13 protein-coding genes and 1 riboswitch are annotated in these 14,714 nt (G+C 45.9%); of the genes, 11 read left to right on the top strand and 2 right to left on the bottom strand.

What is annotated here, in order from left to right:
* The 6 genes from Q0241_RS19105 to Q0241_RS19080 all read left to right on the top strand — a co-directional run.
* A partial coding sequence (locus Q0241_RS19105) for a carbohydrate ABC transporter permease (protein ID WP_299380693.1) occupies window positions 1-506 on the top strand: 506 nt, incomplete at its 5' end.
* A 78-nt stretch (window positions 507-584) separates the two neighbouring features.
* The gene (ugpC, locus tag Q0241_RS19100) at window positions 585-1,748 is read left to right on the top strand and encodes a sn-glycerol-3-phosphate ABC transporter ATP-binding protein UgpC (protein WP_299380692.1); all 1,164 of its coding nucleotides are present in this window, start codon (window positions 585-587) and stop codon (window positions 1,746-1,748) included.
* 186 nt (window positions 1,749-1,934) lie between these two features.
* Window positions 1,935-2,273, top strand: coding sequence for a chaperone NapD (locus tag Q0241_RS19095; RefSeq protein WP_299380691.1), 339 nt, complete (start codon window positions 1,935-1,937; stop codon window positions 2,271-2,273).
* 44 nt (window positions 2,274-2,317) lie between these two features.
* Window positions 2,318-4,822, top strand: a complete 2,505-nt coding sequence (napA, locus tag Q0241_RS19090; protein ID WP_299380690.1) for a nitrate reductase catalytic subunit NapA — start codon at window positions 2,318-2,320, stop codon at window positions 4,820-4,822.
* Window position 4,823: 1 nt separating this feature from the next.
* Window positions 4,824-5,276, top strand: a complete 453-nt coding sequence (locus Q0241_RS19085) for a nitrate reductase cytochrome c-type subunit (RefSeq protein ID WP_299380689.1) — start codon at window positions 4,824-4,826, stop codon at window positions 5,274-5,276.
* Window positions 5,277-5,284: 8 nt separating this feature from the next.
* Complete coding sequence (locus Q0241_RS19080; protein ID WP_299380688.1) at window positions 5,285-5,896, top strand: NapC/NirT family cytochrome c; 612 nt, start codon at window positions 5,285-5,287, stop codon at window positions 5,894-5,896.
* Between the two features lie 133 nt (window positions 5,897-6,029).
* Here the strand turns inward: Q0241_RS19080 and Q0241_RS19075 are convergent, their stop codons facing one another.
* A complete protein-coding gene (locus tag Q0241_RS19075) occupies window positions 6,030-6,200 on the bottom strand; it encodes a periplasmic nitrate reductase, NapE protein (protein WP_299380687.1) in 171 nt (56 codons plus the stop codon).
* A gap of 266 nt (window positions 6,201-6,466) precedes the next feature.
* A riboswitch (TPP riboswitch) is annotated at window positions 6,467-6,579 on the top strand.
* An 89-nt stretch (window positions 6,580-6,668) separates the two neighbouring features.
* Here Q0241_RS19075 and thiC point away from each other — a divergent pair.
* Genes thiC through Q0241_RS19050 form a run of 5 tightly spaced genes read left to right on the top strand, consistent with a single transcriptional unit; the run spans window position 6,669 to window position 11,172 of the window.
* Window positions 6,669-8,555, top strand: coding sequence for a phosphomethylpyrimidine synthase ThiC (thiC, locus tag Q0241_RS19070; protein ID WP_299380686.1), 1,887 nt, complete (start codon window positions 6,669-6,671; stop codon window positions 8,553-8,555).
* Window positions 8,556-8,557: 2 nt separating this feature from the next.
* Window positions 8,558-9,583, top strand: coding sequence for an FAD-dependent oxidoreductase (locus Q0241_RS19065; RefSeq protein WP_299380685.1), 1,026 nt, complete (start codon window positions 8,558-8,560; stop codon window positions 9,581-9,583).
* Window positions 9,580-9,777 carry a sulfur carrier protein ThiS gene (gene thiS, locus Q0241_RS19060; RefSeq protein ID WP_299380684.1) on the top strand — a complete coding sequence of 66 codons (198 nt, stop codon included), beginning with the start codon at window positions 9,580-9,582 and terminating at the stop codon, window positions 9,775-9,777. The genes Q0241_RS19065 and thiS overlap by 4 nt, the downstream gene beginning before the upstream one ends.
* Window positions 9,778-9,785: 8 nt before the next feature.
* Complete coding sequence (locus Q0241_RS19055; RefSeq protein WP_299380695.1) at window positions 9,786-10,568, top strand: thiazole synthase; 783 nt, start codon at window positions 9,786-9,788, stop codon at window positions 10,566-10,568.
* A complete protein-coding gene (locus Q0241_RS19050; RefSeq protein ID WP_299380683.1) occupies window positions 10,561-11,172 on the top strand; it encodes a thiamine phosphate synthase in 612 nt (203 codons plus the stop codon). The genes Q0241_RS19055 and Q0241_RS19050 overlap by 8 nt, the downstream gene beginning before the upstream one ends.
* A gap of 45 nt (window positions 11,173-11,217) precedes the next feature.
* Here the strand turns inward: Q0241_RS19050 and pyc are convergent, their stop codons facing one another.
* Complete coding sequence (pyc, locus tag Q0241_RS19045) at window positions 11,218-14,676, bottom strand: pyruvate carboxylase (RefSeq protein WP_299380682.1); 3,459 nt, start codon at window positions 14,674-14,676, stop codon at window positions 11,218-11,220.
* Window positions 14,677-14,714: the final 38 nt, after the last annotated feature.

Below are 14,714 nucleotides of genomic sequence, written 5' to 3'. Positions count from 1 at the left end.
TTTACCTTGCCATTGGTATTATGATCCCCATCCGTTTGGGCAGTGTTAGTCTGCTGAAGATGATTGTCGGGATGGGATTGGTGAACACCCTCACCGCCCTTGTTCTTGTTTATACAGCCCAAGGGCTCCCCCTTGCGATATTCATACTCAGGGAATTTATCGCGCAGATACCCAACGATCTCAAAGAAGCAGCCCGTTGTGATGGCGTCTCTGAATACAGAATTTTCTGGTCTATTATACTGCCGCTTATCCGTCCTGCACTGGCAACCGTTGCGGTATTCACCATGATACCAATTTGGAATGATCTTTGGTTCCCACTTATCCTTGCACCAAGTCAGGAAACAGCAACCGTGACACTCGGTATCCAGCAGTTCATCGGGCAGTATGTTACAGACTGGAATGCAGTATTGGCATCACTGACACTGGCGATCGTTCCTATTTTGATCCTTTACGTCATCTTCTCTCGACAGTTGATACGTGGATTAACATCGGGGGCCGTCAAATGACCTTGCGCTTACAACAAACAAAAACCTTAAAAATACTCATGACGACATGCACAGCTGTGCATCAGGAGAGGTAGATTCATGGCTGATATCAAACTTTCAGGCATCAAGAAATCCTATGGCAAAGCCGAAGTGCTACACGGGATAGATATCGACGTCAAAGATGGCGAGTTTGTGGTTTTTGTCGGCCCGTCAGGGTGCGGAAAATCAACACTTCTTCGGTTGATCGCTGGCTTGGAAACCATTTCAGACGGCGAACTGCAGATTAACGGAGAAACCGTCAATGATATGACACCATCGCAGCGGAAAATCGCCATGGTCTTCCAATCCTATGCGCTTTATCCGCATATGACAGTTTACAAGAACATGGCCTTTGGTCTGACACTTGGCAAAAAAGGACCACTCGGGGGACTTCTTGGGGGCGGAGAAAACAAAAAGCTGATTGATGAAAAAGTTCAAAAAGCAGCTAAAAGTCTTAAACTGGAAGACTATCTTCACAGATATCCGCGCGAACTTTCCGGCGGACAGCGCCAACGAGTTGCCATTGGCCGCGCCATTGTTCGCGACCCCAATGTTTTCCTTTTTGATGAACCTTTAAGTAACCTTGATGCAGCTCTACGCGTGAACACACGATTGGAGATTGCCAAACTTCATCAAGATCTGGAAGCAACAATTATTTACGTTACCCACGATCAAGTTGAAGCCATGACATTGGCGGACAAAATCGTTGTTGTAAACGGAGGCCATGTTGCCCAGTGCGGTTCTCCCCTAGAACTTTACCATCACCCAGCAAACAAATTTGTTGCTGGTTTTATTGGCTCCCCTTCAATGAACTTCCTTGAAGGGACGATCACTGCGGTTCATGACGGTACTCTTGACGTGCTTCTTGATTATGACAACAGCACAGCAAGTATCCCTGTTCATCCAGGTAAAGCGAAACTTGGTGATAAAGTTACGATTGGAATTCGTCCTGAACATATGAAAGAAGGTAATGACCAGGACTTCAAACTCGCAGCCAAAGTTAATGTCGTCGAACGACTTGGCGAAGCCAGCTATCTCTATCTGGAAAATGGAGAAAACGATCCTCTTTGCGTTAAAACCGACGGGCACAGTGCAACAAATGCCGGCGACAAAGTAGAACTTTGTGCCGATTTCTCTGCGGTTCATGTTTTCAGTACTGAAGGCAATGCTTTGGCACGTACCACCAGTGATAGGAAGTATATTGTGCCCAAACTAAGCGCGTAAAAACACAACCAAAAGGACACCCGCACCCACAACCTCAAAACCTATACGAGTTTTGAGGTTGTTTTTGTGTTATACTCTCTAAATAACAAGCAAATCAGATGCACCTATCTTTGATCCATATCAAAGATAATTTTTGCCCGACCTATAAGATGTACCAAAACAATATCTATAGAGACGACGAGAGAGATGAGACAGTTAGCTGAAAACAACCTACGAACCGGGCCTGATCCGGTCATAAACGCGACAGTTAACAACGGCCTTGGGAACCATGATAACATGACCGATGATACTCAGTTATTTATTTCAAGCCACATCGCACAGACACCACCAGAGCACCTTGAAGAAACTCTACGAGCAATTATGGAACATCCTCATGCAGATGTCCCCATGGTTGATGACAAGGGAAAGCTGGTTGTCCTTATAGACGCCCCCACAAGTAAAGATGCGATTAAAACCATAGAAAGCATCCAAGCTTTGGCGAATATCTATTCTTTCACGCCCGTCTACCAACACGAAGAAGTTTGAAAATTCAATCTGAAATTCAACAGATTAACTGAGGAACCTATGTCATGAAGTTATCAAGACGTGACTATATCAAGGCCAACGCCGTCGCTGTCGCCGCGGGTGTTGCGGGAATGACCGCGCCAAGTGCTGCGAGCAACCTGCTTACAGAAAGTTCTAAAACAGCATTAACTTGGTCCAAGGCTCCCTGCCGCTTTTGTGGTACAGGCTGTAGCGTTATGGTTGGCACCAAAGAAGGTAAAGTTGTCGCGACACACGGTGACGTTAAGGCTGAAGTCAACCGCGGCTTGAATTGTGTAAAGGGGTATTTCCTGTCCAAAATCATGTACGGGAAAGATCGCCTAAAGACCCCCCTTCTTCGTATGAAAGATGGCAAATACCATAAAGAAGGCGAATTCACCCCCGTATCTTGGGATGTTGCCTTTGACACAATGGCTGACAAGTTCAAATCTGCCATTAAAGAAAAAGGGCCAACCTCTGTTGGTATGTTTGGTTCTGGTCAGTGGACTGTCTGGGAAGGTTACGCTGCATCCAAGTTAATGAAAGCCGGCTTTGCGACAAACAATATTGATCCAAACGCACGTCACTGTATGGCCTCTGCCGTAGGCGGTTTTATGCGTACCTTTGGCATTGATGAGCCAATGGGCTGCTATGACGATATCGAAGCAACAGACACCTTTGTGCTCTGGGGCTCTAATATGGCAGAGATGCATCCCATTTTGTGGACACGTGTTGCAGATCGTCGCCTAAGTGCGCCAAACACCAAGGTTGCTGTTCTCTCTACATATGAACATCGCTGTTTTGATCTTGCAGACATTCCAATGGTTTTCACCCCACAGACTGACCTTGCAATTCTGAACTTTATTGCGAACTACATCATTCAGAACGACAAAGTAAACCAAGACTTTGTTTCAAAGCACGTCAATTTCCGTCGCGGAAATGACGATATCGGGTATGGTTTACGTCCAGAGCACGAATTACAGAAGAAAGCGAAGAACGCAGATAAAGCTGGTGGATCTTCTGAAATGAGCTTTGAAGAGTTCAAAGCATTTGTTGCAGATTACACAGTAGAAAAAGTATCAAAGCTTTCTGGCGTTCCTGAAAATCGTTTGATCGAACTCGCCGAACTTTACGCTGATCCTGATCGTAAAGTTGTTTCCTTCTGGACTATGGGTTTCAATCAGCACACACGCGGTGTTTGGTGTAACAACCTGATTTACAACATTCATCTACTTGTTGGTAAAATCTCTACACCAGGTAATTCTCCTTTCTCATTAACAGGCCAGCCATCCGCTTGTGGAACAGCCCGTGAAGTCGGAACCTTCTCACACCGTCTTCCTGCCGATATGGTGGTTACAAATCCAAAGCATCGCGCTGCCGCTGAAAAAATATGGAAAATTCCAGCTGGCGTTATTCCGCCTAAACCTGGCTTTCACGCTGTACTACAAAACCGTATGCTCAAAGATGGCAAACTTAATGCCTATTGGGTTATGTGTAACAACAACATGCAAGCCGCACCAAATTTCAATGAAGAAGGCTATCCCGGATATCGAAACCCGGAAAACTTCATTGTCGTTTCAGACCCTTATCCTACAGTAACTGCCGAAGCTGCCGATCTTATTTTACCAACAGCCATGTGGGTCGAAAAAGAAGGTGCTTATGGTAATGCAGAACGTAGAACTCAATTCTGGCACCAACTCGTGGATGCACCGGGCGAGGCACGTTCTGATTTGTGGCAGTTAATGGAATTCTCCAAACGCTTCACCACAGATGAAGTGTGGCCTGCTGACGTTCTAAAAGAGAACCCGGAGTACAAGGGAAAAACTCTTTTTGAAGTGCTTTATCAAAACGGCAATGTAGATAAGTTTCCGCTTTCAGAAACACATCCTGATTACAACAATGTCGAAGCAAAACATTTTGGCTTCTACGCTCAGAAGGGACTCTTTGAGGAATACGCAACATTTGGACGGGGTCATGCCCACGATCTCGCACCATTTGAAACCTATCATAAAGAGCGCGGCCTAAGATGGCCTGTTGTTGATGGTAAAGAAACTAAATGGCGCTTCAAAGAAGGATCTGATCCTTACGCGAAACCAGGGAGTGATTATGACTTCTATGGCAAGCCAGATGGACGTGCCGTTATCTTTGCCCTTCCCTACGAGCCGGCAGCAGAAAGCCCTGATGAAGAGTATGATCTATGGCTATCAACTGGTCGTGTTCTAGAGCACTGGCACTCAGGGTCTATGACACAACGTGTGCCAGAGCTTTATAAAGCATTCCCGGATGCCGTTGTCTTTATGCATCCGGACGATGCAAGTAAGCGTGGTCTGAGACGCGGTCAAGAAGTGAAAGTTATTTCCCGGCGCGGTGAAATAGTTACCCGTGTAGAAACCCGTGGCCGAAACAAACCACCAAAAGGGCTGGTGTTTGTACCTTGGTTCGATGCAAGCCAGTTGATCAATAAGGTCACATTGGATGCAACCGATCCACTGTCAAAACAAACAGATTATAAAAAATGTGCTATTAAAATAGTTGCAACGGGGAGAGCATAAAATGAAACGCCTTCTTGTAAACATCACTGCTGCTGTCGGCCTTATGGCACTTGCAAGTACTGCTGCATTTTCTGATGGAGCGGCAACCTTGAGACAGGGGGAACCTATTGCTTCCGAAGCACAAGCCCCGAAAATGAACAAGGTAGAAAACAACGATGTAAAGCGTGTTCGAAACTATCCTGAACAGCCGCCGACCATCCCGCACCAAACCAGAGATTATGAAATATCTTTAAATGCGAACAAGTGCCTTTCCTGTCACGCAAGAACACGTACAGGTGAATCTCAGGCGCCGATGGTAAGCGTGACCCACTATATGGATCGGGACAATCAAGTACTGGCAACTGTTTCACCTCGTAGATATTTCTGCAATCAATGTCACGTTACTCAGGTCACAGCACCACCGCTCGTAGAGAACGAGTTCATTGACGTCGAACACATCATAAAGGGTGAATAGGCAAAACCATGTTGACACCTATCAAAAAATTATGGGGATTTGCCTGTAGGATCTGGTCCAGTGCCAATCGCCCAGCCAAGCATCTTTCTATTGGATTTCTAACCATTGGTGGCTTTGTCGCTGGTGTTATGTTCTGGGGTGGTTTCAACACCGCCCTTGAATTGACCAATACGGAAGAATTCTGTGTTAGTTGTCATGAAATGGGCGACAACGTTTTTGTTGAGCTAAAACCAACCATTCACTACAGCAACAGATCTGGCGTAAGGGCAACATGCCCGGATTGTCACGTTCCACATAACTGGACAGACAAGATCTCTCGTAAAATGCAAGCATCCAAAGAAGTGTGGGGCAAGCTATTTGGCACAATCAACACCCGTGAAAAATTCCAGGCAGAACGAAGACGCCTTGCCGGACACGAATGGGAGCGCCTGAAAGCGAACAACTCATTAGAATGTCGGAACTGCCACTCTACTGAATCAATGGACATCACAGTACAGTCTACCCGGGCCGCCGAAGCGCACCAAGCGTTCCTGTTTACTGGTGAGAAAACCTGTATCGATTGTCACAAAGGTATCGCACACGAACTACCGGACATGACAGGTGTTGAAGGCTGGGAATAAAAAATAATCTTATTACACAGATCTTACGATAAAACGGGCCTTTTAACGGCCCGTTTTTTTTTAAGCAAATTAACCAAAAAAAAACTCAGATGTTTCCATCTGAGTTTTTTTACTTACACAAACCAGTTTGCCTTTATTGTGTTGGTGGGCCTGAGATAAAAATCTGATACATCCAGATTGAAAAGCCATAGGCACCGACCAAGGCAATTGTTAGCGCAGGAATAAGGCCTGCGGCCAAAAACATGAACAATGACACTTCTTGTGTCTTGGTTTTCTCATGTGTTGCAGTTGGAGCTTCTTGCACGTTACATCCCTCTGGTTAACATCGCTTGAGAAAACGTCTTTGCAGACGCACGAAAACTTTTAATTCAGTTACCCATAATACACTTACAAACAAAACCTGTTTTGATTCATATCAATTTGGGATCAATAAATCTATCTTGGCTAAAATTATAGCCTATAAATAGTTCTAACGATAAATCAAACGCGAATACACCGTAGACCAATTTATAAATATATTGAGTCCAAGCCTAACATGCTTGTCTATTGAAGCTCTATCTTTTATAAACTTTAGTTTCCTAGGGGTGCCGTATAAATACGGCTGAGATTGTAATCATTAAGTACAGGACCCTTCGAACCTGATCCGGGTAATGCCGGCGAAGGGATTGGAATATAGGCAAAAACGACTCTCAATTCAGAGCAGTATCAATTTGTCAAAACCTCCCCAAGCTCCCCGGATCTCCATTGTGACTAAAACACAGGAGATCTATTTATGTCGACACAAAGCACTATCCACGAGACTACAGTTGGCCACGAGACTACAGCTGGACACAAGATTACAACAGGCCCTCTAACAGCTTCCCAAAAAGTATATACGACACCACAGCATGATGCTGATTTACGGGTTCCTTTTCGTGAAATACAAACAAGTGATCAACAGGAACCCTTTGTACGCGTATATGACGCGTCTGGCCCCTACACAGATCAGCAACAAACAATTGATTTAAACAAAGGCCTTCCACGTCACAGATTGTCTTGGTTTAAAGAACGCTCTGTTGAACAATACACGGGCCGAGACCTGTTACCAGAAGACAATGGCCAAGCACAGGGAGATTATCTTGCTGATGCTTTCCCCCTCAAACATAATCCCTATCGCAGTACGGGAGAAAAGCCTCTAACTCAATATGAGATGGCCCGTGCCGGTATTATCAGCAAAGAAATGGTTTACGTTGCAGAGCGCGAGAACCTCGGCAGAAAAGAAACACATCAAAAAGCCCGACAATCCCTTGATCAAGGGGAAAGTTTTGGCGCGGCACTCCCCGAATTTGTCACACCAGAATTTGTCCGAAGTGAAATTGCAAAAGGCAGAGCAATCATTCCTGCCAATATTAACCATCCTGAATTAGAACCGATGATTATCGGGCGAAACTTTCTTGTTAAAATTAACGCGAACATCGGTAACTCTGCTGTCAGTTCTTCGGTAGAAGAAGAAATAGAAAAGATGGTATGGGCAACGCGTTGGGGTGCAGATACCGTGATGGACCTTTCGACAGGTAAAAATATTCATCACACCCGAGAATGGATTATCCGTAATAGTCCGGTACCTATTGGCACCGTTCCAATGTATCAGGCATTGGAAAAAGTAAACGGAGTTGCTGAAAACCTTACCTGGGAAGTGTTCAAAGACACCTTGATTGAACAATGCGAACAGGGCGTTGATTATTTTACTATTCATGCCGGAGTTCGACTTGCCTATATACACTTAACGGTCGATCGGGTAACCGGCATAGTGTCTCGCGGTGGATCGATCATGGCAAAGTGGTGTTTACATCATCACAAGGAAAGTTTCATTTATGAAAATTTCGGAGAGATTTGCGACATCATGCGCCAGTACGATGTATCGTTTTCTCTTGGTGATGGATTTCGTCCTGGGTCAATTGCAGATGCAAATGACCGTGCTCAATTTGCTGAACTCGAAACACTAGGTGAACTCACTCAAGTTGCTTGGGCTAAAGGATGTCAGGTTATCATAGAGGGCCCCGGGCACGTGCCCATGCATAAGATCAAAGAAAACATGGATAAACAGCTTGAAGTGTGTAAAGAAGCACCATTCTACACACTGGGCCCATTAACCACAGACATTGCACCGGGTTATGACCATATAACCTCTGGCATAGGTGCTGCGATGATAGGTTGGTACGGAACATCAATGCTTTGTTATGTAACGCCAAAAGAACATCTCGGTCTACCAAACAGGGATGATGTGAAAACAGGAGTTATCACTTATAAGATTGCAGCACATGCCGCAGACTTGGCAAAAGGACATCCTGCCTCGCAAATCAGGGATAATGCCCTATCCAAAGCGCGATTTGATTTTCGCTGGGAAGACCAGTTCAATCTTTCCCTTGATCCAGACACTGCTCGTTCATTTCATGATGAAACACTCCCGAAAGAAGCGCATAAGGTCGCGCATTTCTGTTCTATGTGTGGTCCTAAATTTTGTTCCATGAAAATTTCCCAAGAAGTCAGGGATTATGCCAATAAGCTCAATGACAAAACTCAGGGAATGGCACAAATGAGTGAAAAATACAAAGAAATGGGCAGTGAACTTTACGTTGATATAGACCAACAAAGCGACCCTACTAAGGAGCCTGTTTGACTATGAAAATTGAAATTATTGGATCTGGCATTGTCGGTCTTTCCTGTGCTGCATTTTTCGCAGAAAAAAAATGTGACGTTACCATTATCTCATCCAGTAATGGACCAGATGAGAATTGTTGTTCCTGGTGGGCGGGCGGCATGCTGGCCCCTTGGTGCGAGATGGAAAGTGCGGAACCACTAATCGGTGAACTCGGCTTGGAATCTATGAAATTCTGGGAAAATTTCACATCTTCTTACCAAAAAAAAGGAACACTGGTTGTTGCAACATCTCGTGATTTACCAGACCTGAAACGCTTTGGCCGCAGGACAGAAAATTGGCAAGAGGTCAAACAAGATCAAATAGCAGTATTGGAACCCGATCTTGCAGACCGCTTTAGCTCCGGACTTTATTATCCAGAAGAAGCACACTTTGACCCCAGGCAGGTATTACCTGAACTGGTAAATTATCTCGAAAATATGGGCGTTAAATTTCAGCCAAACACCTCTTTTTCAGCAAAAGAGCTTGATGCTCCCTCGAAAGCAGATCATAGGATTGACTGTCGCGGGTTGGCAGCAAAAGATCATTTAGATGAATTGCGTGGCGTAAAGGGCGAAATGATATTGATCAAAAGCAATGAGGTAAAACTCTCTCGGCCAGTTCGTTTGTTGCATCCCAGAATTCCGCTCTATATCGTGCCCAGAGACAACGGACTTTTTATGGTCGGCGCAACAATGATTGAAAACGAAAATAGATCCGGCGCCACGGTTCGTTCCATCTTAGAGCTTCTATCAGCGGCCTATGCCTTACATCCAGCCTTTGGCGAGGCAGAGATTGTTGAAATAGGTGTTGATGCTCGCCCTGCTTTCCCCGACAATCTGCCAAAGATAATTCACAAGGGTCACACCACTTATTTAAATGGTATGTATCGACACGGATATCTAGCTGCGCCTGCAATGGCAAAACGTCTAGTGGAACAAGTCTTGCGCTTAAACTCAACAGCTGAGCATCCAAATGAACCTGCGCTATCAACAGGAAATATAGAATGAATATTGTATTAAACGGGCAACCTGTCACGACACATGCCGCTTCACTCGCTGAGCTATTGGCAGAACAGGGATATGGAACGGCAAAAGTGGCAACAGCCGTTAACGGCACCCTTGCCCCGGCAAGTATGCGTCATGAACAGAAAATTGAGGACGGCGATCAAATTGAGATCGTCGCCCCAATGCAAGGTGGTTGAGGATGACAATTAAGTTTTACGACGAAGAGATAGCATCACGGTTTCTTATTGGCACAGCTCTCTACCCTTCACCGGCAATCATGCTCGAAGCCATCAAGGCTTCTCAAGCCGAAATCGTCACGGTTTCACTCCGCAGAGAGTCAGGGACAGAACAAGCAGGGCAAAATTTCTGGTCTTTTATCAAGGACAGCGGTGCAAAAGTTCTTCCCAATACTGCCGGATGCAAAAGCGTAAAGGAAGCTGTTACCACTGCGCACATGGCGCGCGAAATTTTTGAAACACCCTGGGTCAAACTTGAAGTTATCGGTGAAGATGATAGCCTGCAACCCGATGTTTTTGGCTTGGTCGAAGCTGCGCGAATTTTGACCGAAGAAGGCTTTCAGGTATTCCCGTACACAACGGAAGATCTTGTTGTGGCTGACAAGCTAATCGCCGCTGGTTGTGAGGTTTTAATGCCATGGGGTGCCCCTATCGGTAGCGGGCGGGGTTTGAACAATATCTACGGCCTTAGATCCTTACGGGCACACTTTCCGGACATTCCGCTGATTGTTGATGCCGGTATCGGGTTGCCATCACATGCAGCTGCAGCAATGGAACTTGGTTACGATGCTGTGCTGTTAAATACAGCAGTGGCAAAAGCAGGCGATCCTGTTCTTATGGCCAAAGCCTTTGCCCTTGCAATTGAAAGCGGCCTGCAATGTTACACAGCAGACCCCATCGAAAAACGTGATATGGCTGCCCCTTCAACCCCCGTTGCCGGACTACCATTTTGGAACCAAGATCATGCTTAATCCCTTTTATCAAATCGTCGATGATGCCAAATGGTTGCCAAGATTTTTGCCTCTGGGGCTTAAGCTTGTCCAACTTCGCATAAAAGACGCATCAGAAGAACAGATCAGAGAACAAATCACCTACGCACAGGAACAGTGCAACGAATATGGTGCACAGTTGGTCGTCAATGACTATTGGGAATTGGCGATTGAACTTGGCTGTGATTTCATCCACTTGGGGCAGGAAGATTTGGATGATGCCGATATCGGCGCTATTCGAGACGCAGGACTAAAACTTGGCATCAGCACCCATGACGAAGGTGAACTGGAACGCGCATTGGACCTGGAACCTGAATATGTTGCATTAGGCCCAGTCTATCCGACCATTTTGAAGAAAATGCATTGGGCCCCGCAGGGGGCTGAAAATGTTAGTCGCTGGAAAGAGATGGTTGGCGATACGCCTCTTGTTGCTATCGGGGGACTATCCGTGGAACGTGCGCCGGATATCTATGCCGCAGGTGCCGATATTATCTGCGTTGTGACAGATGTTCTTTACAACGACAGTCCCGAAGAACGCCTTCAAGAATGGCTTGAGTTAAGCGCATCACAACTCGAAATAGATTAGCTTCGTAAAATAGCCTCACTCACAAATATGAGTGAGGCTATTCTTTTAATCTTCTATGATTGCCAAAAGATCTTTCGTTTCAACTTTTGATCCCGGCGCGACAAAAATCTTGTTCACCCTGCCTGACTTTTCAGCAAGTACAGAGGTTTGCATCTTCATCGCCTCAATCGACATCAGAACATCCCCCTGTTCGACCTGATCACCTTCGCCAACAGAAACCGTCACGATCAAACCCGGCATTGGCGCACCCAGATGATCCGAATTCCCTGAATCAGCCTTTGGATGAGCTTCTTTTGCAGAAGCCCTGCTACGATCCAGAACCTTCACGTTCCTAGGCTGACCGTTGAGTTCAAAGAAAACAGTACAAACGCCCTCATCATCGGGATCACTGATCGCTCTGAAACGAATGATCAAGGTCTTGCCCTGATCAATATGAACAGAAAGCTCTTCCCCAACGTCCATTCCATAGAAAAATACCGGCGTAGGTAAAACAGAAACACTGCCGAAATTCCGTTGATGTTGAGCAAAATCAATAAAAACCTGCGGATACATCAAGTAGGATGCAAACTCATTGTCAGTAATTGTTCGCTCTACTTTTTTCTCAACTTCAGCCCGTTCCGCGTCAAGATCAGCTGCAGGCATCAAAGACCCCGGACGCTCTGTGATTGCAGTATCGCCTTTGAGTACTTTTGCCTGTAAAGAAGCAGGGAACCCACCCACAGGCTGCCCCAAATCACCCTTGAAGAAAGAAACGACCGATTCAGGAAAAGCAATCTCTTTATTCGGATTTTCAACATCAGAACGGGAAAGGTCGCTTGTTACCATCATCAATGCCATATCACCGACGACCTTCGAGGACGGCGTTACTTTGACAATATCACCAAACATATCATTGACGTTGGCATAGGCTTTGGATACTTCCGGCCAGCGTTCTTCAATACCAAGAGATCGAGCTTGCTGACGAAGATTCGTATATTGGCCACCTGGCATTTCATGATGATAAACATCAGACGTACCGCTTTTGATATCACTTTCAAAGCCAATATAATTTGCCCTCACCTGTTCCCAATAGCTGGAAAGTTCCTGTAGGGAACCATCGTCCAAACCTGTATCCCGCTCTGTATTACGGAGTGCAGCTGCGATAGACCCAAGACTTGGTTGGGATGTCAGCCCACTCATAGAATCAATACAGGCATCAACCGCATCCACACCTGCTTCGGCAGCAGCCATCACGGTCGCAGCAGAAATACCGCTGGTATCGTGTGTGTGGAAATGGATTGGTAAACCAACTTCGTCCTTAAGCGCTTTGATCAGAACTTTGGCTGCTGCTGGCTTCAAAAGGCCGGCCATATCCTTGATACACAGAATATGTGCACCAGCAGATTCCAACTCCTTAGCCATATTCACATAATATTTCAGATCGTATTTGGGTCTTGAGGGGGCTAGAATATCCCCTGTGTAACAGATCGCCGCCTCACAGATTTTCCCTGTCTCACAAACAGCATCCATGGCAACACGCATATTCTCAACCCAGTTCAGGCTGTCAAAGACACGGAATACATCCATTCCAGCATCTGCCGATTGCTGTACAAAATATTTAACGACGTTATCAGGATAGTTGGTATAACCAACGCCGTTAGAAGCCCTGAGTAGCATCTGCGTCAACAGATTAGGCATTGTGGCTCTGAGCTTCTCCAAACGTTCCCAAGGACATTCCTTTAAGAACCGCATTGATACATCAAATGTCGCTCCCCCCCAGCACTCCATAGAAAAGAGATTACTCAGATTTTCTGCATAGTATGGTGCAATAGAGGTTAAATCACTCGTCCGCACTCTGGTTGCAAGCAAAGATTGGTGTGCATCACGAAAGGTTGTGTCCGTTACCAGTAAACGCTTTTCTTCCTTCATCCATTTTGCAACAGCCTCTGGCCCCTTTTGATCCAGGATCTGCTTTGCCCCATCGGGAATTTTATCCGCTGACATAACAGGAAGACGCGCGACATGCGGATTTTCGGGGTGAATACGCCCCGCAACTTCATCGTTACCGTTCACCATTACATCGCCAACGAAACGTAACAGTCTTGATGCCCGATCTCGCCTTTTGGGCATGTGAAAGAGTTCCGGGGTATCATCAATAAACTTAGTCGTATATTCCCCGCCTCGGAACTTCGGATGTGATAAGACATTTTCCAAGAAAGTCAGGTTGGTGGAAACACCTCTGATCCGGAATTCACGAAGCGCACGGTCCATACGAGCGATTGCTTCATCCGGTGTTCCGCCCCAAGCAGTTACTTTTTCTAACAGGGAATCATAATGACGGGTAACAACAGCACCGGAAAAGGCTGTGCCTCCGTCGAGACGAATACCAAATCCAGTCGCGCCTCTGTAAGCCAGAATTTTACCGTAATCAGGGATAAAGTTATTTTCCGGATCTTCTGTCGTCACACGACATTGAATTGCATTGCCATTAAGCTTGATATCCTGTTGCACGGGGACACCGGAAGAGGCATCGCCAATTTTGCCCCCAGCCGCAATTTTGATCTGTGACTGGACAATATCAATACCTGTAACGGTTTCCGTTACGGTATGTTCAACCTGAACTCTTGGATTAACTTCGATGAAATAGAAGTTATCCGTGTCCATATCCATCAGGAATTCAACGGTTCCCGCATTGCCATAATGTGCGGTTTTGGCAATGGCCAGAGCAGCATCACAAAAGGCTTTACGTTGTTCTGCGCTTAAATAAGGAGCCGGTGCACGTTCAACAACTTTTTGATTACGGCGTTGGACAGAACAATCCCGTTCAAACAGATGAACGACATTTCCATGGCTATCGCCGATAATCTGAACTTCAACGTGACGCGCCCGGCGCACCAGCTTCTCAAGATAGACTTCGTCACTGCCAAAAGCCGCCAGAGACTCTCTTCGTGCAGCATCAACTTGTTCTAATAGCTCTTCGGCTGTTTCGATAACCCGCATACCGCGACCACCACCGCCCCAACTGGCCTTCGTCATCAAAGGATATCCAATTGCAGCAGCCATTTTTGTGATTTCAGCATCATCTTGGGGCAAAGCAATGGTTGCCGGCATCACAGGCGCACCAGCCTTCTCCGCCAAATTACGCGCCGACACCTTATTTCCAAGGCTGCGCATTGTATCACCTGTAGGGCCAACAAAAATAATGCCCGCAGCCTTACATGCATCAGCAAATTCAGGATTTTCAGATAAAAATCCGTACCCCGGATGAATAGCATCAACACCCGCTTCTTTGGCTACTCTCAGGATATCGTCAATGCCCAGATAGGCCTGAACAGGTCCCTGCCCTTCACCGACAAGATAGCTTTCATCTGCTTTAAAACGATGCAGGGCAAAACGATCTTCATTCGAATAAATCGCAACCGTTTCAATACCAAGTTCAGTTGCAGCCCTGAATATACGAATAGCAATCTCACTGCGGTTAGCCACCAGCAATTTCTTGATTTTGTTATTTTTGAGATCACTCACAACTTTTCCCCTTGATCGGTAAGATTTCATACTGGCTA

It is taken from the genome of uncultured Kiloniella sp. (assembly GCF_937128705.1).
Classification (GTDB): domain Bacteria; phylum Pseudomonadota; class Alphaproteobacteria; order Kiloniellales; family Kiloniellaceae; genus Kiloniella.
The sequence above is the reverse complement of the archived record's forward strand: the minus strand, read 5'-3'. Positions and strand labels throughout refer to the sequence as shown.